The organism is Miniimonas sp. S16 (assembly GCF_057748195.1).
The window spans coordinates 1,560,145-1,585,522 of the sequence record NZ_CM173242.1 but is presented as its reverse complement, the minus strand read 5'-3'; the positions used below and the strand labels follow the sequence as shown (position 1 = coordinate 1,585,522).

20 protein-coding genes are annotated in these 25,378 nt (G+C 73.2%); 16 read left to right on the top strand and 4 right to left on the bottom strand.

Going from position 1 to position 25,378, the window contains the following annotated elements; genetic code table 11:
- Positions 1-252 precede the first annotated feature (252 nt).
- Positions 253-1,302, bottom strand: coding sequence for a DUF559 domain-containing protein (locus AC3AQ1_RS06885; RefSeq protein WP_159096423.1), 1,050 nt, complete (start codon positions 1,300-1,302; stop codon positions 253-255).
- Positions 1,303-1,853: 551 nt separating this feature from the next.
- Here AC3AQ1_RS06885 and AC3AQ1_RS06880 point away from each other — a divergent pair.
- From AC3AQ1_RS06880 to AC3AQ1_RS06855, 6 genes are all read left to right on the top strand, one after another.
- Entirely contained in the window at positions 1,854-2,600 is a 747-nt protein-coding gene (locus AC3AQ1_RS06880; protein WP_108720048.1) for a TrmH family RNA methyltransferase, read from the top strand.
- 94 nt (positions 2,601-2,694) lie between these two features.
- On the top strand, positions 2,695-3,717 hold the full coding sequence (fbaA, locus tag AC3AQ1_RS06875; protein ID WP_108718375.1) for a class II fructose-bisphosphate aldolase: 1,023 nt from the start codon (positions 2,695-2,697) through the stop codon (positions 3,715-3,717).
- Between the two features lie 168 nt (positions 3,718-3,885).
- Positions 3,886-4,395 carry a DUF3151 family protein gene (locus AC3AQ1_RS06870; protein WP_370445334.1) on the top strand — a complete coding sequence of 170 codons (510 nt, stop codon included), beginning with the start codon at positions 3,886-3,888 and terminating at the stop codon, positions 4,393-4,395.
- A 75-nt stretch (positions 4,396-4,470) separates the two neighbouring features.
- A complete protein-coding gene (locus AC3AQ1_RS06865) occupies positions 4,471-5,757 on the top strand; it encodes an adenylosuccinate synthase (RefSeq protein WP_108718373.1) in 1,287 nt (428 codons plus the stop codon).
- Between the two features lie 104 nt (positions 5,758-5,861).
- Positions 5,862-7,349, top strand: a complete 1,488-nt coding sequence (locus AC3AQ1_RS06860; RefSeq protein WP_108718372.1) for an NCS2 family permease — start codon at positions 5,862-5,864, stop codon at positions 7,347-7,349.
- A gap of 4 nt (positions 7,350-7,353) precedes the next feature.
- Positions 7,354-9,045 carry a CYTH and CHAD domain-containing protein gene (locus AC3AQ1_RS06855; protein WP_108718371.1) on the top strand — a complete coding sequence of 564 codons (1,692 nt, stop codon included), beginning with the start codon at positions 7,354-7,356 and terminating at the stop codon, positions 9,043-9,045.
- Positions 9,046-9,069: 24 nt separating this feature from the next.
- Here the strand turns inward: AC3AQ1_RS06855 and AC3AQ1_RS06850 are convergent, their stop codons facing one another.
- Complete coding sequence (locus AC3AQ1_RS06850; RefSeq protein WP_199916549.1) at positions 9,070-10,431, bottom strand: MFS transporter; 1,362 nt, start codon at positions 10,429-10,431, stop codon at positions 9,070-9,072.
- A gap of 143 nt (positions 10,432-10,574) precedes the next feature.
- On the opposite strand from AC3AQ1_RS06850, the gene AC3AQ1_RS06845 reads away from it, so the two are divergent.
- Both AC3AQ1_RS06845 and purD read left to right on the top strand, forming a co-directional pair.
- Complete coding sequence (locus AC3AQ1_RS06845; protein ID WP_108718370.1) at positions 10,575-11,213, top strand: helix-turn-helix domain-containing protein; 639 nt, start codon at positions 10,575-10,577, stop codon at positions 11,211-11,213.
- Positions 11,214-11,422: 209 nt separating this feature from the next.
- Complete coding sequence (gene purD, locus AC3AQ1_RS06840; RefSeq protein WP_108718369.1) at positions 11,423-12,703, top strand: phosphoribosylamine--glycine ligase; 1,281 nt, start codon at positions 11,423-11,425, stop codon at positions 12,701-12,703.
- 62 nt (positions 12,704-12,765) lie between these two features.
- Here the strand turns inward: purD and AC3AQ1_RS06835 are convergent, their stop codons facing one another.
- Positions 12,766-14,346 carry a helix-turn-helix domain-containing protein gene (locus AC3AQ1_RS06835; protein ID WP_108718368.1) on the bottom strand — a complete coding sequence of 527 codons (1,581 nt, stop codon included), beginning with the start codon at positions 14,344-14,346 and terminating at the stop codon, positions 12,766-12,768.
- Positions 14,347-14,577: 231 nt separating this feature from the next.
- Between AC3AQ1_RS06835 and AC3AQ1_RS06830 the strand changes: the two genes are divergently transcribed.
- From AC3AQ1_RS06830 to AC3AQ1_RS06805, 6 genes are all read left to right on the top strand, one after another.
- On the top strand, positions 14,578-16,452 hold the full coding sequence (locus AC3AQ1_RS06830; RefSeq protein WP_108720046.1) for a phosphoenolpyruvate carboxykinase (GTP): 1,875 nt from the start codon (positions 14,578-14,580) through the stop codon (positions 16,450-16,452).
- A 203-nt stretch (positions 16,453-16,655) separates the two neighbouring features.
- Entirely contained in the window at positions 16,656-17,801 is a 1,146-nt protein-coding gene (sfnG, locus tag AC3AQ1_RS06825; RefSeq protein WP_108718367.1) for a dimethylsulfone monooxygenase SfnG, read from the top strand.
- 147 nt (positions 17,802-17,948) lie between these two features.
- On the top strand, positions 17,949-18,260 hold the full coding sequence (locus AC3AQ1_RS06820) for a hypothetical protein (RefSeq protein WP_139985706.1): 312 nt from the start codon (positions 17,949-17,951) through the stop codon (positions 18,258-18,260).
- Positions 18,261-18,428: 168 nt separating this feature from the next.
- A complete protein-coding gene (locus tag AC3AQ1_RS06815) occupies positions 18,429-18,755 on the top strand; it encodes a hypothetical protein (protein ID WP_108718365.1) in 327 nt (108 codons plus the stop codon).
- Entirely contained in the window at positions 18,752-20,008 is a 1,257-nt protein-coding gene (locus tag AC3AQ1_RS06810) for a putative T7SS-secreted protein (protein WP_108718364.1), read from the top strand. Before AC3AQ1_RS06815 ends, AC3AQ1_RS06810 begins: the two co-directional genes overlap by 4 nt.
- A complete protein-coding gene (locus AC3AQ1_RS06805) occupies positions 20,005-20,478 on the top strand; it encodes a contact-dependent growth inhibition system immunity protein (RefSeq protein WP_139985712.1) in 474 nt (157 codons plus the stop codon). Before AC3AQ1_RS06810 ends, AC3AQ1_RS06805 begins: the two co-directional genes overlap by 4 nt.
- Before the next feature lie 725 nt (positions 20,479-21,203).
- Here AC3AQ1_RS06805 and gndA read toward each other — a convergent pair.
- The gene (gene gndA, locus AC3AQ1_RS06800; protein WP_199916548.1) at positions 21,204-22,658 is read right to left on the bottom strand and encodes an NADP-dependent phosphogluconate dehydrogenase; all 1,455 of its coding nucleotides are present in this window, start codon (positions 22,656-22,658) and stop codon (positions 21,204-21,206) included.
- Positions 22,659-22,773: 115 nt separating this feature from the next.
- Between gndA and AC3AQ1_RS06795 the strand changes: the two genes are divergently transcribed.
- A complete protein-coding gene (locus tag AC3AQ1_RS06795; RefSeq protein ID WP_108718361.1) occupies positions 22,774-24,402 on the top strand; it encodes an MFS transporter in 1,629 nt (542 codons plus the stop codon).
- Positions 24,399-25,376 (top strand): phosphoribosylaminoimidazolesuccinocarboxamide synthase, encoded by a 978-nt coding sequence (locus AC3AQ1_RS06790; protein WP_108718360.1) that lies wholly within the window; start codon positions 24,399-24,401, stop codon positions 25,374-25,376. Before AC3AQ1_RS06795 ends, AC3AQ1_RS06790 begins: the two co-directional genes overlap by 4 nt.
- Positions 25,377-25,378: the final 2 nt, after the last annotated feature.

The following is a 25,378-nucleotide window of genomic DNA, read 5'->3' as shown; positions in this document are numbered from 1 at the left end:
CGCCCAGTTGGCGCCGCGGGGGTGGTGGGCGCGTGTGCGGTGGACGTGGCGGTGGCCGTGTCCACGTGGGGCGCGCCGAGGGGGCCGGGGCCGCGTGTGAGGTGGACGTGGTGGTGGCCGTGTCCACGTGGGGCGCGCCGAGGGGGCCGGGGCCGCGTGTGAGGTGGACGTGGTGGTGGCCGTGTCCACGTGGGGCGCGCCGAGGGAGCGTGGCCGCGTGTGGGGTGGACATGATGGTGGCCTTGTCCACCGTCAGCCCGCGAGCAGCGGGCGGTAGTGGCCCTCCTCGATGAGCACTCGCATGACCGTGCGCCAGATCTCACCCGTCGCGAGCTGGTGCCACGCGAAGTGGAAGACGCGGTGGCCGAGAGCCGAGAGGGCGTTGTCCTGCGCGTTGTCCACGTGGATCTGACCGTTCTTGCGGTGATGCGCACCGTCGAGTTCGATGATCAGCAGCCTGCCGCCACCGATTTCCCAGACGAGGTCGCACCGAGCAATGAAGCCTCCTTCGCGAGTGCGCACGACGCGCTGGAGATCGTCGGGCGGAGTTCCCTGATCCTCGCACTGCAGCCGGGTGCGGGTCTCGAACGGAGACTCGGAGCGGCGGTCGCGGCGGCGTCGGGCCTCGCGGAGTGTCACGGCGCCACGGCGACCCGCGACCATCGCGGCCACGTCGTCGAGGTCTCGTTCGGTGAGCCGGCCCGAGTGCAGACCGGAGTCGAGCAGGCACGTCGCGAGCTCGACATCGCAGCTCGGCAGGACCTGCGCGAGCGCAGTGGCCGGCGCGGTGACCAGGCCCATGGGGAGCCTGAGCGCTAGCCGGGGCCGCGGGTTCTCGGACGTCTCCGCTCGCAGCCGTCGGACATGGACGGCCGGGACGGAGCGTCTGCGCGTGGAGAACGTCGACACCTCGGGCCGGTAGGTGATCGGCGCTCCCTGCACCCCCGCGAGCGAGAGTGCCGCCAGTCCGGACGCGAGAGTGCGTGGGCCGCCGAAGAGCACGGCGACCATTCCCCGCTGTGCGGTCCGGTTCGGCCAGTCGGTCCGTTCGACGGCATCCGGCACGACCAGCCGGACGTGTGGCGCGACCGCGATCCAGCGACCCGCGGCGACCAGGCGCCGTTGGCGATCGCCGTCCACATGGTGTGCGGCGCACTGGGCAGTAGAGACGAGGCCCCACTGCGTCCGAGCGAGCGCCAGCAGTGGCTCGGGAATTGGCGCGAAGCTGCGACCGAGGACCTGCCCGGAGGGATCGAGACCCTGCGGCGGAGTGAGTAGGTCGGCGAGGGGGTCGGTAGTCATGTGCTCATGAGACGACGTTTGACGCCTGCCGCGCCTGCGGGCTGTAGATGGCTGACCGGGAGGCCGCATCGCCGTGTTTTGGGGACAACCGGGGGGACGAGCGCGGGGTGAAAGGGGTAGGCGGGCCGCGTGTGAGGTGGACGTGGCGGTGGCCGTGTCCACGTGGGACGCGGCGAGGGGTGCGTGGGCGCGTGTGAGGTGGACGTGGCGGTGGCCGTGTCCACGTGGGACGCGGCGAGGGGTGCGTGGGCGCGTCTGAGGTGGACGTAGCGGTGGCCGTGTCCACGTGGGACGCGGCGAGGGGTGCGTGGGCGCGTCTGAGGTGGACGTAGCGGTGGCCGTGTCCACGTGGGACGCGCCGAGGGGTGCGTGGGCGCGTCTGAGGTGGACGTGGCGGTGGCCGTGTCCACGTGAGGCGCGCCGAGCGGGCAGGACCGCGTCTGGGGTGGGCGGAGCGCCCTCGCGGAGGGGGCGGAGCGCCCTCGCGGACGACGGGGCGGTGGCCGTTGTCCACGTGGGAAGCGCCGGCGGGCGAGAATCTAGGGGTGACCATCGAGCCCGACGGCGCACCCGACCCGCAGCCCGACTGCGAGCACGAGCGCGACGGCGCGCTCGCCGTCGGCGTCGGGCCCTGGCCGGGCGGCCCGGCCGCCTGGCCCACCGGCGAGCACGGCGAGCTCGACGACCGCTACGACCCCGAGCTGCTCACGAACGGCGACCGCCGCAACGTGCTCGACCGCTACCGCTACTGGCGCGTCGAGGCGATCGTCGCCGATCTCGACACCCGGCGCGCACCCCTACACGTGGCGTGGGAGAACCTCACGCGCGACCTCAACATCGGCTCGGTGGTGCGTACGGCGAACGCGTACAACGTGGCGGGCGTGCACGTCGTCGGGCGGCGGCGGTGGAACCGGCGCGGGGCGATGGTGACCGACCGCTACCTGCACGTGCACCACCACGCGGGACCGGCGGAGCTGGCGCGCTGGGCGCGCGAGGCGGGGCTCGCCGTCGTCGGCCTGGACAACGTGCCCGGCTCGGTGCCGCTCGAGCGCGGCGGGCTGCCGCGCCACGCGATGCTCGTGATCGGGTCCGAGGGAACCGGGCTGAGCGCGGAGCTGCTCGCGGCCTGCGACGAGGTCCGTCACATCACGCAATACGGATCGACGCGGTCGATCAACGCCGGCGCGGCCGCGGCGATCGGGATGTACGCGTGGGCGCGCGAGCACCTTCCGCTGCCCGAGCAGCCCGAGGGGCCCGAGCAGCCCGATCCGCCCGAGCCGTCGAGCCAGCACGGGTGACGCAAGTCCCGAGCCACCCGACCTGCGACCGTGCCAGACTTGACCACGATCTGGCGATCACCCAGCGAGTACCTGAACTCAAGGAGCATCTTCCATGCCCATCGCAACCCCCGAGGTCTACGCCGAGATGATCGAGCGGGCCAAGGCCGGCTCGTTCGCTTACCCCGCGATCAACATCACCTCCTCCCAGACGGTCACGGCCGCCATCCAGGGCTTCGCCGAGGCGGAGTCCGACGGCATCATCCAGGTCTCGGTGGGTGGCGCCGAGTATGCGTCCGGCTCGACGATCAAGGACCGCGTCACCGGCTCCCTCGCGCTCGCCGCGTACGCGAAGGAGGTCGCGAAGAACTACAACGTGACCATCGCGCTGCACACCGACCACTGCGTGAAGAAGAACCTCGACTCCTGGGTCAAGCCGCTGCTGGCCATCGAGGCCGAGCAGGTCAAGAACGGCGGCCTGCCCACGTTCCAGAGCCACATGTACGACGGCTCCGACGTTCCGATCGAGGAGAACCTTACGATCGCGGCCGAGCTGCTCGAGCTCTCCCAGGCGGCACGCACGATCCTCGAGATCGAGGTCGGCGTGGTCGGCGGCGAGGAGGACGGCCACGTCGCGGAGATCAACGAGAAGCTGTACACCACGGTCGAGGACGGCCTGCGTACGGTCGAGGTGCTTGGTTCGGGCGAGAAGGGCCTCTACCTCACGGCTCTGACGTTCGGCAATGTGCACGGCGTCTACAAGCCGGGTGCCGTGAAGCTGCGTCCGGAGATCCTCAAGGAGATCCAGGACGCCGTCGGCGCCAAGCTCGGTAAGGACAAGCCGTTCAACCTCGTGTTCCACGGCGGCTCGGGCTCGACCGCCGAGGAGATCTCCGCGGCCGTCGACCACGGCGTCGTCAAGATGAACATCGACACCGACACCCAGTACGCGTTCACGCGTCCCGTGGCCGGCCACATGTTCAGCAACTACGACGGCGTGCTCAAGATCGACGGCGAGGTCGGCAACAAGAAGGCGTACGACCCGCGCGCCTGGGGCAAGCTCGCCGAGGCCGGCATGGCAGCCCGCGTGGTCGAGGCTTGCCAGCAGCTGCGCAGCGCCGGGACCAAGCTGTCCTGACGAGCGATCGACTGAGCGACTGACGCACGACGTGTCTCGGGGCGGAGCGGTGACGCTCCGCCCCGAGGCGTGTCTGCGGGGCCGCCGTTCGTCGCTGCGGCGCCCGCGCCGGCCGGCGCGGTGGGCTCGCCCGAGGTCGCGTCGCAGGGGAGTGGCAGGATGACGGCCGTGAGTCACGAGACCCTCGGTACCGCCGTCCCCGTCGGTCCGCCGGCGACGCTGCTGCCCGCGGACCACCCCGACCTCGCCGTCGCGGACCAGCTCGGCCTGCACGACGGCGTCGTCCGCACCGACGACGCGGCCGCCCTGCGCGCCGCCGCCGTCGCGCACCCCGACTCCTCCCTCGCGTGGGCCCTGCTCGCGCGCGCCGAGCTCGACGCCGGAGCGCACGGTCCCGACGCCGTCGCCGCCTACGCGTACGCGCGCGTCGGCTACCACCGCGGGCTCGACGCGCTGCGCCGCGCCGGCTGGCGCGGCCAGGGCCTCGTCCCCGTGAGCCACCCGAGCAACCGCGGCTTCCTCGCCGCGCTCCTCGCCCTCGGCGAGGCCGCCGCGCGGATCGGCGAGGACGAGGAGGCCGAGCGGATCGCCGAGTTCGTCGCCCAGTCCGACCCGACGGCGGCGCTCGCCCTGCGCGACGGCGTCCCCATGGGTCCGCCGGTCGAGACCGCCGGGTAGACCACCAGAACAGCGCCGGCCGCACCACCAGCACCACCCGCACCACCGCTCACCGCATCCGACCAGGAGAAGCTCATGCCAGCAGTTGTCGTCGTCGGCGCCCAGTGGGGCGACGAGGGCAAGGGCAAGGCGACCGACCAGCTCGGTTCGCGCGTCGACTACGTCGTGAAGTTCAACGGCGGGAACAACGCGGGCCACACGGTGGTGATCGGCGACGAGAAGTACGCCCTCCACCTGCTGCCCTCGGGCATCCTCAGCCCCGGCGTCACGCCGGTGATCGGGAACGGCGTGGTGGTCGACCTGCAGGTGCTGTTCTCGGAGCTGGACCACCTCGAGACCCGTGGCATCGACGTCTCCCGGCTGCTGGTCAGCTCGAACGCGCACGTCATCCCGCCGTACAACCGCACGCTGGACAAGGTGACCGAGCGCTTCCTCGGCAAGCGCCAGATCGGCACCACGGGCCGCGGCATCGGGCCGACGTACGCCGACAAGATGAACCGCGTCGGCATCCGCATCCAGGACCTCTACGACGAGAAGATCCTGCACGAGAAGGTCGAGGGCGCCCTCGAGCTCAAGAACCAGATCCTCGTCAAGGTCTACAACCGCCGCGCGGTCACCGTCGAGGAGACCGTCGACGCGCTGCTGGCGTGGGCCGACCGGCTCCAACCGATGGTCGCGGACTGCTCGCTCGTGCTCAACCAGGCGCTGGACCGCGACGAGACGCTCCTGTTCGAGGCCGGTCAGGCGACCATGCTCGACGTCGACCACGGCACCTACCCGTTCGTCACCTCCTCCTCGGCGACCGCCGCCGGTGCGTGCACCGGCTCGGGCATCGGGCCCACCCGCATCGACTCCGTCGTCGGCGTCATCAAGGCGTACACCACGCGTGTGGGCGAGGGACCGTTCCCCACCGAGCTGCTCGACGACATGGGCGAGTTCCTGCGCAAGACCGGCGGCGAGTACGGCGTCACGACCGGGCGCTCGCGTCGCTGCGGCTGGTACGACGCCGTGATCGCGCGGTACGCCTCGCGCGTCAACGGGCTCACCGACCTCGTGCTCACCAAGCTGGACGTGCTCACCGGCCTGGAGAAGGTGCCGGTGTGCGTGGCCTACGACGTCGACGGCACCCGGTACGACGAGATGCCCGCCGACCAGAGCGCGTTCCACCACGCGGTACCGGTCTACGAGCACCTCGACGGCTGGTGGGAGGACATCTCCGGCGCCCGCACGTTCGACGACCTGCCCGCCAACGCGCAGCGCTACGTCGAGCACCTCGAGGAGATCTCGGGCACCCGGATCTCGGCGATCGGCGTCGGGCCGCAGCGCGAGGCCACCATCGCGCGGCACGACATCCTGGCCTGAGACGGGCCGGACCCTGAGCTGACCCCCGGCCGACCACCACCGCCAGCCCCACCCCCGGGACCTCCGACTTAGCGTCGAGCCCCCGCGTACGCCACCATTGCCCCGTGACGACCACGACCAGCGCTCCTGGCACTCCCTCGACGGGCCCCTCGGGCTTCTCGGGCTTCCTCGACCGGTACTTCTCGATCAGCCAGCGCGGCTCGACCATCGGCCGCGAGGTCCGCGGCGGGCTCGTGACGTTCCTCGCGATGAGCTACATCGTGGTGCTCAACCCGCTCATCATCGGCACGGTGGCGGACGGCACCGGCTCGTTCCTGGGCGGTGACGAGGCCACCTCGGTCGCCAAGGTCGCGGCCGCCACGGCGCTCGTCGCCGGCGTGATGTCGATCCTCATGGGCGTCGTCGCGCGCTTCCCGATCGCGATGGCCGCGGGGCTCGGCCTCAACGCCGTCGTCGCCTTCTCCATCGCGATGCTGCCCGACATGACCTGGGCCGACGCCATGGGCGTCGTGGTGCTCGAGGGCCTCATCATCCTCATCCTCGTGCTGACCGGGTTCCGCGAGGCGGTCTTCAACGCCGTCCCGGCCGAGCTCAAGGTTGCCATCAGCGTCGGCATCGGCCTGTTCATCGCGTTCATCGGCCTCGTCGACTCCGGTTTCGTCCGGATCCCCGCGTCGCAGGCGACCCCGGTCGAGCTCGGCATCGGCGGCTCCGTGGCGAGCTGGCCGCTCCTCGTGTTCGTCGTCGGGCTCCTCACCGCGATCGTGCTGTGGATCAAGAGGGTGCGCGGCGCGCTGCTCATCGCGATCGTCGGGGCGACGGTGCTCGCGTTCCTCGTCGAGGCGTTCGGGAAGGTCGGCTTCCGCAGCGCGGACAACCCGGGCGGGTGGAGCCTCAACGCCCCCGTCTGGCCCGACAGCCCCGTGGCCGTCCCGGACTTCTCCCTCATCGGCCAGGTCTCGCTGTTCGGCTCGATCGAGAAGGTCGGCTTCCTCACCGTCGTCCTGCTGGTCTTCACCCTCCTGCTCGCCGACTTCTTCGACACCATGGGCACGATGGTCGCGATCGGCGGCGAGGCGGGCCTGCTCGACGCCAAGGGCAACCCGCCGCGCACCCGCGAGATCCTCGTCGTCGACTCGGTCGGCGCGATCGCCGGTGGGGCCGGCTCGGTGAGCTCGAACACCGCCTACATCGAGTCCGCGGCCGGCGTCGGCGAGGGCGCCCGGACCGGGCTCGCCTCCGTCGTGACCGGCCTCGCGTTCCTGCTCACGACGTTCCTGTCGCCGATCGTCGACATGGTGCCCTTCGAGGCCGCGACGCCCGTGCTCGTGCTCGTCGGGTTCCTCATGATGACCCAGATCACCGGCATCGACTGGCGCAAGCTCGAGCTCTCGATCCCTGCGTTCCTCGTCATCATCCTCATGCCGTTCACCTACTCGATCACGGTGGGCCTCGGCGCCGGCTTTGTGTCGTTCGTCCTCATCAAGGTGCTGCTCGGCAAGGTCCGCCAGGTCCACCCGCTCATGTGGATCGCGACGGTCCTGTTCGTCCTCTACTTCATCCGCGGCCCGCTCCAGGCCTGGATCGGCTGACCGCGTGCCCTCCGCCCACGTCGAGCGCGAGCTCAAGGTTCGTCTGCCCGCGGACGCGGCGCCCGACGTCGTCGCCTCCCTCGTCGCCGACGTGCGGCGGGGCGGTGCGTCCGAGGGCGGGGCGCCCGACGGCGAGCACGCCTCGACCGAGGCGGTCGCCTCGGTCGAGGCGACGGACGCCGTCGAGCTCGTCGCGGTCTACCACGACACGCTCGACCTCCGGCTCGCGCGCTGGGGCGTGACCCTGCGCCGGCGCGAGGGCGGCGGCGACGCGGGCTGGCACCTCAAGCTGCCGCAGCCGCACGACGAGACCGCCGACGGCGTGGCGGAGCGGCTCGAGCTCGGCGCTCCGCTCTCTGCGGGTGAGGTGGGTGACCCGCCCGCCGAGCTGCTCGACCTGGTCGCGGCGCTCGTCCGGGACGCACCCGTGCGCCCGCTGGCGCAGGTCCGCACGCTGCGGCGCACGTGGGTGGTGCGCGACGCCGCGGGGGCCGCGCTCGTCGAGGTCAGCGACGACGCGGTGCAGACCGCGCGGCTGGGCCTCGACGAGGCCGAGGAAGCGGCGCAACCCGAGGGCTCCGAGACCACGGACGCTCAGGACGGCCCCGGTGGCGGCATCGAGTTCCGCGAGGTCGAGGTCGAGGCGGCCACGGGAACCGACGGCCGACCGGTCGAGGGGAGCGACGCCGTGGTGGCCGCGCTCTCCGCGGCGCTCGAGGCCGTCGGCGCGACGCCGAGTCCGAGCGGCAAGGGCGTCGAGGCGCTCGGCGCGGCCGCGCTGGGCCCGGCCGACGTGGTGGTGCCGGCCGATCAGCACGGCGACGACGGCGACGGCTCGGCCCGCGAGGCGCTCCGGGCCGTGCTCGCGAGCCAGACCCAGGCGCTGCTGTGGGCCGACGTCGCGGTGCGCCTCGGCGAGCCCGACGGCGTGCACGACTTCCGCGTCGCGGCCCGCACGCTGCGCAGCGCGCTGCGTACGTTCGCGCCGCTGCTCGAGGAGGACTGGCGCGACGCGCTGCGGTCGGAGCTGTCGTGGGTGGCCGGCGCGTTCGGCGAGGCCCGCGACGCCGAGGTGCAGCGCGAGCTGCTCCAGCACGACGCCGAGCGGCTCGGGTCGGACGACGCCGAGGCCGCAGCGGGCGTCGTGGACCGGCTGCTGACCCAGCGGTACGAGACGGCGCACGCCGCCGCACTCGCGCAGCTGCGGACGCGGCGCTACCTCGAGCTGCTCGAGGCGCTCGTGGCGGCGGCGCGCGAACCGCTGACGACCGCGGTGGCGACGCACGACGTCGCGCGCGGGCTCCGGCCGCTCGTCACCGTCGCCGGACGCCGGCTGCGCGGCAAGGCCGACACGCTCGACCTCGCGGTCGACGCCGAGCGGTGGCACCGCGTGCGGATCCACGCGAAGCGCGCGCGGTACGCGGCCGACGCGCTCGCCGCGACCGGCAGCAAGCGGGCACGGCGGCTGGCGAAGGCGCTCAAGAAGGTCACCACGGTGCTGGGCGACGTGCACGACGCGGCCGTGTCGCAGGAGGTGCTGCGCGACCTCGCCGCCGAGCCCGACGTGACGAGCGAGGAGGGGCTCGCACTCGGCCTGCTCATCGCCGCCGAGCGCGACAAGGAGCGCGAGCTCCAGGAGGCGTTCCTCGAGGTCTGGCCGACGGTGCGCAAGGAGCTGCGGCGGTTCGACGACTGAGGCGATCGCGGCGGCGCGCTTGTGTCAGGGGCGCTCGTCGTGAGCCCGCTCGGCGTCGCGCACCGTCGAGGTCCGCACCCGCGCCGCGACGTAGCCGCACGCCACGAGCGACACGACGACCGCGCCCACGAACGTCGTCGGCAGCCCCCACCTCTCGGCGACGAGCCCGCCGACCAGCGCGCCCACGGGCATGAGGCCGTAGGACAGCGTGCGCCCGGCCCCGCCGATCCGGCCCAGCATCGCGCTGGGCGAGATCCGTTGGCGCAGCGACATCGAGACGACGTTCCCGATCGTGTTGAGGAAGCCGACCACGGTGAGTGCGCCCGCGACCGCCCATCCGGACGGCCAGAGCAGCGGGACGAGCAGGAGCAGCACGTTGACGGTGAGCGTCGTGACGAGCGTCGGCATCTCGCCGAACCGGTTCTGCACCTTCTCCGCGAGCAGCGATCCCACCACCGCACCGGCCGCCAGCCCGAGCGTGAGCAGAGGGAACTGCTGCGGCGTCAGCCCCATCGGCGACCCCGGCCCCACCGCCCACAGCACGAACACCGCGAAGTACGCGGTGCTCGCCATGTTGAGCACCGCCGAGGTGATCGTGAGCGGCCTCAGCACCGGGTGGTGCAGGAGGAACGCGAGTCCTTCGCGCACCTGACCCAGCCCCGCGCGCAGGGCGCGGGCGGGGGAGGAGGTGGGCTGCGCCGTCGTGCGCGTGCTCGTCGCCTCCGCGCGGAAGCGTCCGCGGAGCCCGACGGCGAGCACCACCGCCGCGAGCGCGGCCAGTCCCGCGGAGGTGCCGAAGGCCACGCCGGCGCCGATCGCGAGGAGCGCCCCGGCCAGGGGCGCCCCGACGAACGCGTTGGCGACCTGCTGCACGCCGAGGATGCGGCCGTTGGCGGCCGACAGGCGGTCGCGAGGGACGAGGGCGGGCACGATCGCGGTCGCACCGAGGTCGGCGAAGACCTCCGTGACGCCGTAGACCAGCACGAGGACCAGCAGTGAAGTCATCGAGAGGCGGTCGGTGGCGGCGAGCCACGCGCCGGTGGCCAGGAGCGTGGCGCGCACGAGGAGCGAGACGACCTGCACGGTGCGGCGGTCCAGCCGGTCGACGACCGCTCCGGCGACGATGCCCAGGACCAGCCACGGCAGCCACGCCGCTGCCTGGAGCAGCGAGATCTGCGCGGGCGAGGTGGTGAGGGTGAGGGCGACGAGCGGCGCGAGGGTGCCGAGCACGCCGTCGCCGAGGTTCGCCAGGCCGGTGGAGGTGAGTTGGGCCGCGAAGGGGTGGCCGAGAGAGCGGCGCGGGGTTGTGGCCTCCGGGGACTCAGTTGGTTGTGGCGACTCGGGCAGAACAGGCGATGCCGGCGAGGCTGCCGGCTCGGGCGACACAGGAGGTTCCGATGACGCCGGCGGCTGCGACACAGGACTGGGCTCGGCGATCGTCTCGGCAGCAGACATGGCGGCCTCTCCTCTCTAGACTGGCGGTGCAGAGGATCCTCTGCAAAGGAATCTATGCAAAGGTATCTCTGCATATGTCGGATGACAAGAGCGAGCGCGGCGACGTCGTGGGCCCGTCGTCGGACGAGCCGAGCCGTCGGGGCTTCTCCGTCGGCCCGGAGGCGCTCAAGGCGTTCGCGCACCCGCTGCGGATGGCGCTCTACTCCGAGCTCCAGCGCCGCGGCTCGGCGACCGCGTCGAGCCTGGCGCGGGCGCTCGGCGAGAGCAGCGGGCAGACGAGCTACCACCTGCGCCAGCTCGAGCGGCACGGGTTCGTCGAGGACGACCCGGACGCCGCCTCGGGCGGTCGCGAGCGATGGTGGCGCGCGGTCGGGTTCGACATGAGCTCTCCGGAGCTGCTGCGCGATCCGGCGACCGAGGGCGCCGCCCGCGCCCTGCTGCACCAGGTGATCGCCGAGCGGGCGGGGGCGCTCACGGCGTGGGCCAACGCACTCAAGGGCGACCTCGACGGGACCTCGGGGCTGCTGTCCTCGGGCACCCTCGTCATCACGCCGAGTGAGATCGAGGAGCTGGGCGCGGAGCTCGTCGAGGTCGTCGAGCGGTACACCGACCGCGCGCGGGACCGCACACCGCCCGCCGACGCCGTCCGGGTGCGCACGCACGTCGACGTCTTCCCGCTCGAGCCGCCGGACGCACCCGACGGCGAGCCCTGACGCCGCGCCCCGGGACGTGGTGGTGGCCGTGTCCGCGTGGGACGCGCGGCGGGGCGCGGTGGCGCGTCTGGGGTGGACGTGGTGGTGGCCGTGTCCACGTGGGACGCGCGGCGGGGCGCGGTGGCGCGTCTGGGGTGGACGTGGCGGTGGCCGTGTCCACGTGGGACGCGAGCCCGGCGGGAGCATCCGGCTCGGTAGGCTGACCACCCGTGAAGATCCTGCTGATCGGCTCCGGTGCCCGCGAGCACGCCCTCGCCCGTTCGCTGGCCCAGGCGGGCGCTGACCTCGTCGTCGCACCGGGCAATCCAGGCACGGCGGCCCTCGGCGAGAACCGCGCACTCGTCGCCACCGACCCGGACGCGGTCGCCGCCCTCGCGCAGGAGCTCGCGGCCGACCTCGTCGTCGTCGGCCCGGAGGCACCGCTGGTGGCGGGCGTCGCGGACGCGGTGCGCGCCGTCGGGATCCCCGTCTTCGGACCGGACGCTGCGGCAGCCCGGCTGGAGGGCTCGAAGGCGTTCGCGAAGGAGATCATGGCCGCCGCCGGCGTGCCCACCGCGCTCGCGCACGTGTGCACCACGCTCGACGAGGTTGCCGAGGCGCTCGACGCGTTCGGTGCGCCCCACGTGGTCAAGGACGACGGGCTCGCGGCCGGCAAGGGCGTCGTCGTGACCGACTCGCGCGAGGAGGCCCTTGCGCACGCGGCGGAGTGCCTCGCGAAGGTGGGCGGCGCGGTCGTCGTCGAGGAGTTCCTCGACGGTCCGGAGGTCTCGCTGTTCTGCCTGTCCGACGGCGTGACCGTCCTCCCCCTCGCCCCCGCGCAGGACTTCAAGCGCATCTACGACGGCGACGCCGGCCCCAACACCGGTGGCATGGGCGCCTACTCGCCGCTGGACTGGGCGCCCGAGGACATTGCCGAGCAGGTGGTGACGCGCGTCGCGCAGCCGACGATCGACGAGCTCGCGCGTCGTGGCACCCCGTTCGTCGGCCTGCTCTACTGCGGCCTCGCGCTCACCTCACGCGGCCTGCGGGTCATCGAGTTCAACGCGCGCTTCGGTGACCCCGAGACGCAGGTCGTTCTCGCGCGCCTGGACACCCCGCTCGACGAGGTGCTGCTCGCCGCCGCGACCGGGCGCCTGGACCAGGTGGCGCTGCACTGGCACGACGGCGCCGCCGTCACCGTCGTGGTCGCCGCCCCCGGCTACCCCGCGGCGGTCGAGACCGGCGGCGCGCTGACCGGCCTCGAGGACGCCGAAGCGGTGCCCGGCGCGTGGGTCCTGCACGCCGGGACGGCGCTCGACGACGGCGGCGCGCTCGTCGCCGCGGGCGGTCGCGTCCTGTCGGTGGTCGGCACGGGCGCGACGCTCGCCGACGCGCGCACGACGGCGTACGAGGCCCTCGCGCGCATCGGCCTGCCCGGGGGTCAGCACCGGACGGACATCGCGGCATCCGCCGAGCGCGGCGAGGTCCGCGTTCCGGACGCGACCGTCTGACGGCTCGCCGCCGGCTGACGGCCGACGTGGGGTGGCTCGGCTCGCCGTCGGGCAGGCCGCAGTCAGGCCGGGCCGGCGGATGCGACCGGGTCCGCCCCGTGCGCCGACGCCGATGCCGCCGGCGCGTGCCGGTCGAGGAACGCGTACATGTCGGCGTCGCTCACGCCGGGGAACGTCCCGGTCGGCAGCGGGCGCAGCACCTGCGCGTGCACCTGTGCGCTCGGCCACGCGTGCTCGGCCCACCGCTGCGACTGCGCGGGGTCGGGCCGCCGGCAGCACGACGGGTCGGGGCAGCGCGACTGCGTGCGGATCTTGGTGTCCCGGCCGCGGAACCACTTCGCGTGCTGGAACGGCACGCCGACCGTGATCGAGAACGTGGCCGGCGCCCCGGGCGCTGCGCCCGCCACCGTGCCGGCCGCCGAGCCCGTTTGCGTCGCGTTGAAGAACGTCCCGCCCGGGGTGTCGGTGTACTGGTGGTGCTCGGTGGTCCGGTCGCCCTTCTCGAACGCCTGCCGCGACGCCCAGTACCGGCACACCGTCTGGCCCTCGATCGTGCCCCAGGCGTCCTGCGGGAAGTCCACGTCGTCGTTCTCCCAGCCCCGGATGAGCGTGCCGTCGCCGCTCACCCACACGAAGTGCACGGGAAACCCGAGGTGGCGGGTCGCGAGGTTGGTGAACCGCTGCGCGGCGAACTGGTGCGTGATGCCGAACGTGTCGCGGAAGTCCTCGATCGCGACGTCCCGCTCGCGCTTGGCGTTCTCGAGGAACGGCACGGCGGCACCGAGTGGCACGAGCGCCGCCGCTGCGAAGTAGGTGATCTCGAGGCGTTGGCGGAGGAACTCGGCGTAGGAGGTCGGGCGCTCGTGGCCGATCAGCCGGTGCGCCATCGCCTGCAGTGCGAGCGAGCGCAGCCCGTGCCCGCCCGGGATGGACGCCGGCGGCAGGTAGATGCGCCCGTTGCGCAGGTCGGTGACGGTCCGGGTCGATGTCGGCAGGTCGGAGGTGTGGATGAGGGTGAACCCGAGCCGCTGCGCCATCCGCGCGACCGTGCGGTGCGTGACGGCGCCACCGTCGTAGCCCGCCTTGCGGATCTCCGACTCGGCGAGCTCCTCCAGCTCCGGCACGAAGTTGTCCAGGCGCTGCATGTGCAGCCGCAGCTCGGTGTTCGCGCGTCTGGCCTCCTCGGGCGTGGCCACCGACTCGCGCGCGCGCCGTTCGAGCTCGCCGTGCAGCGCCATGAGCGACTCGAGCACCTCGGTGGGGACGGCGCGCGTGGGACGAACAACCGGTGCGGCGAGGCCGCGGTACAGCGCTCCCGCCTGCGCCCGTGCGAGCTCGATCTCCAGGCGCGCGCGCCGGTCCGGCGGGGGCTCGTCGGACAGCAGGTCGGCGGTCGTCACGCCGAGCTCCCGGGCGAGCGACTGCAGCAGCGACAGGCGCGGCTCGCGGCGCCCGTTCTCGATGTGCGAGAGCTGCGAGGCCGTGGTGCCGGTCGCGTCCGCGAGGCTCGCGAGCGTGCGGCCCGAGCGGGTTCGGAAGTGCCGCAGGCGTCGGCCGAGCGTGAGGGTGTCGGAGATCGCGCCGGACGGTTCGGGCGACTTCCCGGGGTCGATGTACGGCTTGGGCGCCGTCTCGTTCGCCATGGCGCGACCATAGTGCAACTTCCGCTGAAGTTGCATCGGGAACGGGGTGGTCGAGGGGTGGCGAGGCGCGCACGCTGGACGTGTCGCAGCACCCGCCCCGTCCCCCTCGCCCGCTCCACCAAGGAGACTCCTGTGACCGCCACCCTGTCCGGCCCCGCCACCGCCCGGCGCGCCACCGATCCCGCCGCCACGTCGTCCAGCACTGCCTCGGCCAGAACCGCGCCGTCGGGCATCCCCAGCGCCACCGCGACGTCGTCCCGCACCACCGCACCCGCACGCCCGACGGCGAGCCCCGCCGTCGTCGGCACGCCCACCTCGCGCGCCGACCTCGCCGCGTGGGTGGCCGAGATCGCGGAGCTGACCACGCCGTCGCGCATCGTCTGGGCCGACGGCAGCGCCGCCGAGAACCAGGCCGTGCTGGACGAGATGGTCGCCGCCGGCAGCCTCATCAAGCTCAACGAGGAGCTGCGTCCGGGCTCCTACCTCGCGCGCTCCACCCCGAGCGACGTCGCCCGCGTCGAGGGTCGCACGTTCATCTGCGCGGAGACCGAGGTGCAGGCCGGCCCCACGAACAACTGGCGCGACCCCGCCGAGATGCGCGAGACGCTGCACGGCCTGTTCGCCGGCGCGATGGCCGGCCGGACGATGTACGTGATCCCGTTCTCGATGGGCCCCGTCGGCTCGCCGCTCGCCCGCTTCGGGGTCGAGATCACGGACTCGCCGTACGTCGTGGTGAGCATGCGGATCATGACCCGGATCGGCGCCGACGTACTGGCCCGGATCGACGCCGGTGCCGACTGGGTGCCCGCGGTGCACAGCGTCGGGACGCCGCTGGCGCCGGGTGAGGCGGACGTGCCGTGGCCCTGCAACGACGAGAAGTACATCGTCCAGTTCCCGCAGACCCGGGAGATCTGGAGCTTCGGCTCGGGCTACGGCGGTAACGCGCTGCTGGGCAAGAAGTGCTTCGCGCTGCGGATCGCCTCGGTGCTCGGGCGTGAGGAGGGCTGGCTCGCGGAGCACATGCTGCTCATCCGGGCGACTTCCCCGCAGGGCGAGGCGGTGCACCTCGCCGCCGCGTTCCCGTCCGCGTGCGGAAAGACCAACCTCGCGATGCTGCAGCCCACGATCCCGGGCTGGCGCGTGGAGACCCTCGGTGACGACATCGTCTGGGCCGCGCCGCGCGAGGACGAGCAGGGTCGTCGACGCCTGTTCGCGATCAACCCCGAGGCGGGCTTCTTCGGTGTCGCGCCCGGCACCGGCTGGTCGACCAACCCGATCGCGATGGAGACGCTGCGCGAGAACGTCATCTTCACCAACGTGGCGCTGACCGACGACGGCGACGTGTGGTGGGAGGGCATGACGGACGAGGTGCCCGCGCACCTGACCGACTGGCAGGGCAACGACTGGACGCCCGAGTCGGGCCGGCCCGCCGCGCACCCCAACTCGCGCTTCACCGTGGCCGCCGCCCAGTGCCCGACCATGGCGCCGAGCTGGGACGACCCCGCCGGCGTGCCGCTCGACGCGATCCTGTTCGGCGGACGCCGCCCCTCGAACGTGCCGCTCGTGGTGCAGGCGGACTCGTGGACGTCGGGCGTGCTGCTGGGCGCGACCGTCGCCTCGGAGCGGACCGCCGCGGCCGAAGGCACGGTGGGTGAGCTGCGCCGGGACCCGTTCGCGATGCTCCCCTTCACGGGCTACGCGGTGGGCGACTACATGGCGCACTGGCTCGCCGTCGGGCGCTCGCTCGGCGACGGCGCCCCCGCGGTTTTCGGCGTCAACTGGTTCCGCCGCGACGCCTCCGGTCGGTTCCTGTGGCCCGGGTTCGGGGAGAACTCGCGCGTCATCGCGTGGATCGCCGGACGGGTCAAGGGCACGGCGCGCGGCCGGTCCACGGCCATCGGCGTGCTGCCCACGCACGAGGACCTCGACCTCAGCGGGCTGCACGTGAGCGAGAACGACCTCGACGCACTCCTCACGATCGACCCGGTCGCGTGGCGCAGCGAGCTCGCCCGCAACGCCCGGTTCCTCGGTGACCTCGGTGCGCCGGCCGCGCTTCGGCAGGCGGTCCTCGCGCAGCTCGACCGGCTCGAGCTCGACCCGGCGTGACGGGCCGCCCGCGGTAGCGGGCGAGCGGCCAGCGGGCGAGCGGCCAGCGGGCGAGCGGCCAGCGGGCAGCGGACGAGCAGCGAGCGGGGTGTCCACGATCCGGGACACCCCGCTCACTCGCGCGTGCGCCCCGGCCCCGCGGCTAGGTTCGCCGCCAGCCCGCGTGACCCGCGCGGGCGGGAGCCGTCTCCGAGGAGCACACCATGTCCGACTCCGCCCGCCTCGTGCGTGAGCCGCTGAAGTTCGCCTACTGGGTGCCCAACGTCTCGGGCGGGCTGGTGGTCTCGACCATCGATCAGCGCACCGACTGGAGCCTGGACTACAACGTCCGGCTCGCGCAGACCGCCGAGCGCGTCGGCTTCGAGTACGCCCTGAGCCAGGTGCGCTACCTGTCCTCCTACGGGGCCGCGCAGCAGCACGAGTCCACCTCGATCTCGCTCGCGCTGCTGCTCGCGACCGAGAAGCTCAAGGTCATCGCCGCCGTGCACCCCGGGCTCTGGGAGCCGGCCGTGCTCGCCAAGTTCCTCCTCACCGCGGACCAGTTCTCCCACGGCCGCGCCGCCGTCAACGTGGTGTCCGGCTGGTTCAAGGACGAGTACACCCGCCTCGGCCTGCCGTGGCTGGACCACGACGAGCGCTACCGCCGCTCGGCCGAGTTCATCGAGGTGCTTCGCGCGCTGTGGACGCAGGAGAACGTCCAGTTCCACGGCGACTTCTACCGGGTCAACGACTTCACCCTGCGCCCCGGTCCGTACCCGGTCGAGGGTCGGCCGCACCCGGAGATCTTCCAGGGCGGCAACTCCACGGCCGCGCGGTTCAACGGCGGCGCCCACGCCGACTGGTACTTCTCCAACGGCAAGGACTTCGACGGGTTCACCGAGCAGTACGACGACGTCACCCGCGTCGCGATCGAGCACGGCCGCACCGTGCGGTTCGGCCTCAACGGGTTCGCGATCGTCCGCGACACCGAGGCCGAGGCGAAAGACCAGCTGCGCGAGATCATCGCGAAGGCCGATGTCGACTCGGTCAAGGCGTTCGGCAGGTCGGTGCAGCAGGCCGGCGCCGCGACGTCGGACAAGAAGGGCATGTGGGCCGACTCCTCGTTCGAGGACCTCGTGCAGTACAACGACGGCTTCCGCACCCGCCTCATCGGCAACCCGGAGCAGGTGGCGCGGCGGATCGTGGAGTACAAGAAGCGCGGCGTGAACCTGCTGCTGCTCGGGTTCCTGCACTTCATCGAGGAGGTCGAGGCGTTCGGCACCCGCGTGCTGCCGATCGTCCGCGAGCTCGAGGCCGACCTCGAGGCCGAGGTCGAGCGCACCGGGACGGTCGTGTTCGCCGAGAGCTGACCACGACCTTTCGCACGACGAGGGCCCGACGGCGAGCATCGCCGTCGGGCCCCCGTCCCGCCTCCCGGTGGGCGCGCCCTGGATAGGGTGCTGACGGGACGCCTCGACGGTGAGGCGTCGGTGCCGGCGAGGCGGGGGAGGTTCGCGGTGAGTGCTCGGGCGACGAAGCTCATCGGTGCGGGAGTGCTGCTGTGCCTGGTGGGCGGCGTGCTGATCGCGTACTCCGGGCGGTTCATCATCTGGGTAGCGGGGCTGGCGGGTAGCGACCCGGCCGGCGTCGTGCCCCTCCTCAGCGGCACGATGCTGGTGCTGCAGTGGACGGTCATGCCGCTCGGGGCGTGCCTCGTCGCGGTGGGGATCGGAGTCGAGACGCTCCGCCGCGAGTGGCTCGACCACGAGGCGGGGCGTATCGACGCGGCCGCCGCCCGCTCCGTGCCGGCGCCACCCCCGGAAAGGTAGGCACGGGCCCGACGGCGAGCATCGCCGTCGGGCCGTCGTCCCGCCGACGCGCGGCCTACGCGCCCCGGGGTGCAGCGCGAGCGTTGCTCGCAGCGGAGCGGAGTATCGTCCGCGGGGGCGATCCGCCGACGTCGGCGGTCGGCGGGCGGAGGCCGGAGGAGGCGCGGCGTGACGGACGGATTCCGGGTGGACCTCACGGCGCTCGACGACGCCGTGAACGGCATCGTCGACACGATGGACCAGATGGCCACGAAGAAGGTGGAGGACCTGCAGGTCGGCGGGTCCGACGTCGGGCACGGCGATCTGAGCGACGTGCTCGGGCAGTTCTGCCGGCGCTGGGACATCGGAGTCACGAACCTGGTCAGTGATGTGGGCGGCGTGATCGACCGTCTTGTCTACGTGCGGGACACCTACCGCGCGACCGATGAGGCGTACGCGGCCGGCTTCACCGGTGTGATCGGGCGCGACCACGGCGTGGACCCGGCGGCGGGATGACCGAGCTCGGCGAGACTTCCGACCCGGCCGCACTCGTGCCGGGCAACGTCGGCACGCTCGCGGACCGGGTCTGGGCGCTGCGCGGGTTCTCCGAGTCGCTCGAGGACGCTTTCACCGGGCTGAAGGGCATCACCACCGACGCGGGCTGGAGCGGCGAGGCTGCGGATGCGTTCCGCACCACCTATCACGCGCAGACCTCGCGGTGGTCCGACGCGTCGGTGGCGTTCGAGGATGCCGCCAGCGCCGTGGACTCCTATACGAACACGCTGCAGTGGGCGCAGGGCAAGGCCCGGGACGCGATCGCCCGGTACGCGGAGGGCGACGCGCTGACCGACGCCGCCATCACGCGCTACAACGACGGCGTGGACCGGTACAACCGTGACCTCGCCGAGGCGCAGCGGACCGGCGGCACGGCGCCCACGCCGCTCCCGCCGTTCAGCGATCCCGGCGAGGCGGTGCGGGCCGAGGCGCGCGAGACGCTCCAGGGCGCGCGCGAGTCGCTCGTGCGAGCCGGGGATACGGCCGCCGCGAGTGTGCGGGCCGCGCTCGCGGACGCACCCGAGGAGCCGTCCTGGCTCGACAAGGCCGGTGACGCGCTCGGCGACGCGGCGACGTGGCTCGGTGAGCGCGCCTACGACGTCTCCGCCGCCGTCGTGAACTCGGTGGCCTCGTTCGGCAACGCGATGATCGAGCACCCGGGGGAGACCGCCGCGTTCCTCGGCGGCATCGCCCTCATGGTGCTCGGCGGCACCGGCGAGGTGGGCGGTGTGGCGCTCGACGCCACCGGCGTCGGCGCGCTGGCCGGCGTCCCGATCAACATCGCGGCCGCCGGGGTGATCGCGGCCGGAGCCACGATGACCGCGGCGGCCACGACGTCGCTCGCGCAGCACGCCGGTTCGGACTCGCGCGTGGAGGTGATGGAGTCCCGCGCGTCGGAGTCCGGGCCCGCCACGAAGGGCGAACGCGGCACACCGACCGACCGCCAGAAGGAGCACCTCACCGAGCGCGACCTGGACGCCGCGCGCCGCGAACGGGCCGGTGAGGTGGTGGCGCGGAAGTCCGACGGCACGCCCTGGGACCACGTGCAGGAGGTCAGGAACGCCCAGCAGGGCCTGTGGAACCGGATTGCGAAGCTCAAGCGCATGCTCGGCGACTCGAGACTCTCGCCCGAGGCGAGACAGGCCGCCCAGGAGGAGCTGTCCGAGGCGAGCAGGCTGTTCGACCACTCGAAGGGGTATCTGCCGTGGCCATGACGAACGACTCGCCCGAGCAGGGCGGCGAGGCGCTGCGCGCCGTCGCGCGCGAGCTCGGGGCTCGCACGCTGGACGAGCTGGACCCCCCGGCCTGGCCGCCGGCACCCGAGGACGCCTCGCGGCTCGTTCGCACCGCCCACGCACTGCGCTCGGTCCCGTTGGTCGATCTCGACGCCGAGGCGCTGCGCCTGCTGGTCGCGCAGCAGGTCGCGCTGCCCGTCACCGTTCCGCTGGCGCTCGGGGTCCTGGGCGAGAACCCGTTGGCCGAGGGTGACTTCTACCCCGGCGACCTGCTCATGGCCGTCCTCGCGGTGCCTGCGCCCTACTGGCGGGGCAACCCCGTGCACGCCCAGGCGCTGCGCGACGTCGTGACCCGCCTCGATCCCACCGATCCGGACTACCCGGTGCTCGGCGAGGGCGACGTGCTTGCCCGCACGGTTGCGGACTTCCTCGCGCGCCTGAGGGACTGACGCGCGCGAGCGGGCCGGGCCCCGCAGCGCGGAACGAGGCTGAGCGGAGCGCGGCGCCGGCGCGAGACCCGGCCCGGAGGCCATGGTGCCCACCCGCGAGGAGGCTTCCGCCTATCTGGGCTCGACCTCGGACTCACTCGTCCGACTGAGTCGTCGCACGATGCGGGTCCACGGCAGCAGGTGCAGAACGGTGACGATGCCGGCAACGAGGGCGAACCACAGCCCCCGCTCGCACAACGGGTTCCGCTCCGTCAGGAACGACCCACCATCCTCGATCCGGCACTCCAGCACACCTGGCGAGTCGACACTGTACGTGTAGGCGCCCTCGCACAGCCCACCCGTTCCGAACAGACCCTCAGCGTCCTCTGGTCGGTCCCGGAGACGTCCGTTCTCCGTCCCCGGAGGGCGTCTGGCGTGATCCCCAGCCGCCGCCGCCGAGCTCTCTGACACTTTGACTGGTGGCCGCGTCACTTTGACTGGCCGGATCGCATTCGGCCCGAGTCCGCTGAGCGTTTGCGCAGGTCAGCGCCATGGCTGGAGGCGCGTCGGGGATCTGACCAGTCAGAGCGCACGGGCGACCAGTCAAAGTGCACCGACAGACCGCGAGATCGCCCTCGATGCGGGCCCGATTGCGCTGGATGGCCCCCTCCCAGCGCGGGCTCCGGCCCTCCCGACGTGAAGCGGGCCCGGCCCCGCCGCGCGGAACCGGGCCCGGCCGAGCGGCCTCAGGACTGCTGGGTCTCGCTGCGGTCGGCCGACCACTCGGTGTGGAACACGCCGTCCTTGTCCACCCGGTGGTAGGTGTGCGCGCCGAAGAAGTCGCGCTGCGCCTGGATGAGCGCGGCTGGCAGGTGCTCGGCCCGCACGCCGTCGTAGTACGCGAGCGACGACGCAAACGCCGGCACCGGCACGCCGTTGAGCGCGGCCTGGGACACCACGCGGCGCCACGACTCCACGCCGTTCGACACGGCGGACGCGAAGTACTCGTCGGCGATGAGCAGCGGGAGGTTCGCGTCGCGCTCGTAGGCCTCGGTGATCCGGTTGAGGAAGCGGGCGCGGATGATGCAGCCGCCGCGCCAGATCCGCGCGCACGCGCCGCGGTCCACGTCCCAGCCGTGCTCGGCGGAGGCGGCGGCGATCTGGCCGAACCCCTGCGAGTAGGCCACCACCTTGGAGGCGTACAGCGCGCGGCGCACGTCCTCGATGAACGCGTCGCGGTCGGGCACGTCCCAGCCGGCGGTCGCGGCGGCGAGGTCGGCGGCCCGCGCCGCCTCGCGCTGCGGCACGGAGCCGGACAGCGCCCGGGCGAACGTCGCCTCGGCGATGCCCGTGATGGGGACCCCGAGGTCGAGCGCGGACTGCACCGTCCAGCGGCCGGTGCCCTTCTGCTCGGCCTGGTCGGCCACCACGTCGACGAACGCCTTGCCCGTCTCGGCGTCCGTGTGCGCGAGGACGGTCGCGGTGATCTCGATGAGGTAGGACTCGAGGTCGCCCGTGTTCCAGTCGGCGAAGATCTCCCCGATCTCCGCCGCGGACAGCCCGAGCGCGGTGCGCAGCAGGTCGTATGCCTCGGCGATGAGCTGCATGTCGGCGTACTCGATGCCGTTGTGCACCATCTTCACGTAGTGCCCCGCGCCGTCCGGGCCGATGTAGGTGCAGCAGGGCACGCCATCCACGTGCGCGGAGATCTTCTCGAGCATCGGGCCGAGGGTGTCGTAGGCCTCGCGGGTGCCGCCGGGCATGATCGCCGGGCCGTTCAGCGCCCCCTCCTCGCCACCGGAGACCCCGGTGCCGACGAAGTGGAACCCGCGCGCGGACAGGTCCTTCTCGCGGCGGATCGTGTCCGGGAAGTGCGCGTTGCCGCCGTCGACGATGATGTCGCCGGGCTCGAGGTGCTGCGTCAGCTCCTCGATGACCGCGTCGGTCGCCGCACCGGCCTTCACCATGATGAGGACGGTCCGCGGCCGCTTGAGCGAGGCCACGAAGTCGGCGACGGACTCGCTCGCGACGAACTCGCCGTCGGACCCGTGCGCCTCGAGCAGCGCGGCGGTCTTGGACCACGAGCGGTTGTGCAGCGCGACGGTGTACCCGTTGCGCGCCAGGTTCCGGGCCAGGTTCGAGCCCATCACCGCAAGACCGGTCACTCCGATGTCAGCCACAGCCTCAGTCATGGTCGCCATTCTGCCCGAGGAGCGCGCGCGTGCGCCGGGGCGTCTCGCGCCTGCGCGACTCCGGTGCGCCGGTGGCACGATGGATGGTCGGCGCGCGCGAGGTGGGCCAGGAGGGACGGCACGCATGACGGGCGGCACGACGGCGAGCGGCAGCCCCGGGGCAGCCGCACCTTCGGCGGGGCGTCGGCCCGCGCCGACGTCCCTGTGGGACCCCCGGCTGCGCTGGACGAGTCTCGGCTCCCTCGCGCTCGTCCTGCTCGCGGCGTTCGAGGCGATGGCGGTCACGACCGTGATGCCTGTGGTCGCCGAGGACCTCGACGGCGCGCGGCTGTACAGCGTGGCGTTCTCGGCGACGCTCGCGGCGTCGGTCATCGCCATGGTGGTCTCGGGCCGGTGGAGCGACCGCAGTGGACCCGCGCTGCCGCTCGTCACCGCGACAGGAGTGTTCGTGGTCGGGCTCGTGGTCGCCGGCACCGCCGAGCAGATGCCGGTGCTCGTGCTCGGCCGCTTCCTCCAGGGACTCGGCTCCGGCGCGATCACCGTGACGCTCTACGTGCTCGTCGCGCGCGCGTTCCCCACGCCGCTGCACCCCCGCGTGTTCGGGCTGTTCTCCGCGGGCTGGGTGCTCCCGTCGATGATCGGGCCGCTGCTCGCCGGGGTCATCGCCGACGTGTGGAGCTGGCACTGGGTGTTCCTCGGCGTCGCGCTGCTCATCGTGCCCGCGCTCGCGCTGCTCCTGCCCGTGCTGCGCAGCCTGCGCGAGATCGAGGCCGAGCGCGCGGCGGAGAGCGCGGCCGCGACCGGCCCGTCCGGAGCGCAGGGCACGCCGACGGACGACTCCCGGCCCGCAGTGCTCGGCGTCCCGCCGGAGGGCGCCGCGGTCGGTGCGAGCGCCGCCGCCGAGCTCGCCCCCGACGCCCCGGCAGCACCCGCCGCCGACGCCGACGCCGACGCAGCAGCGACCCCCGACCCCACCCCCGGCTGGAACGCCCCGAGCACCGTCCTCGCCGTCCTGCTCGCCGTCGTCGTCGCGCTCGCACTGGTCGGTACGGGCAGCACGTCCGAGCTGCTGCCCTCGCCGGTGGCGTGGCTGCTCGCGGCGGGCGGGCTCGCCGTCGTGGCCCTCGCGGTGCGTCCGCTGCTCCCGCCGCGCACGCTGCTCGCCGGGCGCGGCCTGCCCGCGACCGTGCTGGCGCGCGGCACGCTCGCCGCTGCGTACTTCGGCACCGAGGTGTATCTCCCGCTGATGCTGCAGCGTGAGTACGGGCTCACGCCCGGCAACGCGGGCCTCGTGCTGACCGTCGGCGCGATCGCGTGGTTCCTCGGCTCGATGACGCAGGCGCGGCTCGGCGGGCGCGTCGCGTCGGGCCGGCTGCTGGTCGCCGGGGCGTGCTTCGTCACCGCCGGCGTCGCGATCCAGATCACGACGGCGCTCGCGGACCTCGGCGTGCCCGGCGCCCTGGTCGGGTGGCTCGTGGGCGGGATCGGGATGGGGCTCGCGATGCCGCGGCTGTCCACCCTCGTGCTCGCGTACTCCACGCCGCGCGACCAGGGCCTGAACTCCTCGGCGCTGTCGATCTCCGACGCCGTGGGCGGGTCCGCGATCACCGCCGTGACGGGTCTCGTGTTCGCCTCGGTGGGCTCGGGCCGCACCTCGTTCGCGGCCGCGTTCCTGCTCTGCCTCGCGCTGGCGGTGGCCACGGTGCTCGTGGCGCGACGCGCGGGCCCGGGCTCTGCGAGACTTCCCGCGTGAGCCAGCCCAGCGCGCCCAGCCCCGCCGGCCAGCCGGCCGTCGACCCCTCCGCCACCGGCCCGAGCGCGGCGGGAGGCACGACGGCGAACGCACCCCTCCCGGGATGGCGGCACGTCGCCGCGGGCAAGGTCCGCGAGCTCTACGTGCCGACGCCCGACAACCCGGACTGGGGCGACGACGTCGTCCTCGTGGTCGCGAGCGACCGCATCTCCGCGTACGACCACGTGCTCTCGACCCCGATCCCGGACAAGGGCGCGATCCTCACCGCGCTGTCGGTGTGGTGGTTCGAGCGGCTGGCCGACGTCGTGCCGCACCACCTCGTCTCGCTCGACGTGCCCGAGTCGGTCGCCGGGCGCGCCATGGTGTGCCGGCGGCTCGAGATGTACCCGGTGGAGTGCGTGGCGCGCGGCTACCTCACGGGCTCGGGCCTGGTCGAGTACCGGGAGAGCCGCTCGGTGTGCGGGCTGCCGTTGCCCGAGGGCCTGGTGGACGGCTCGCCGCTGCCGGCGCCCCTGTTCACGCCGGCCGCGAAGGCCGCGATGGGCGAGCACGACGAGAACGTCACCTTCGAGCGCGTGGTCGAGATGGTGGGCGACGACGTCGCGCACCGCCTGCGCGCGACCACCCTCGCGCTCTACACGCGCGCCGAGGAGATCGCGGCGGACCGCGGCATCGTGCTCGCGGACACGAAGATCGAGCTCGGCGCCGACCCGCACGGTCCGGACCTCGTGCTCGGCGACGAGGTGCTCACGCCCGACTCCTCGCGCTTCTGGGACGCCGCGACCTGGCGGCCCGGCGGCAGTCAGGCGAGCTTCGACAAGCAGTTCGTGCGCGACTGGCTCACGTCGCCCGCGTCCGGGTGGGACCGCGCGTCCGACGCGCCACCACCGGCCCTGCCCGACGACGTCGTCGAGCGCACGCGGGCGCGGTACGTGGAGGCCTACGCGCGGCTCACCGGGCGGCGCTGGGTCTGACG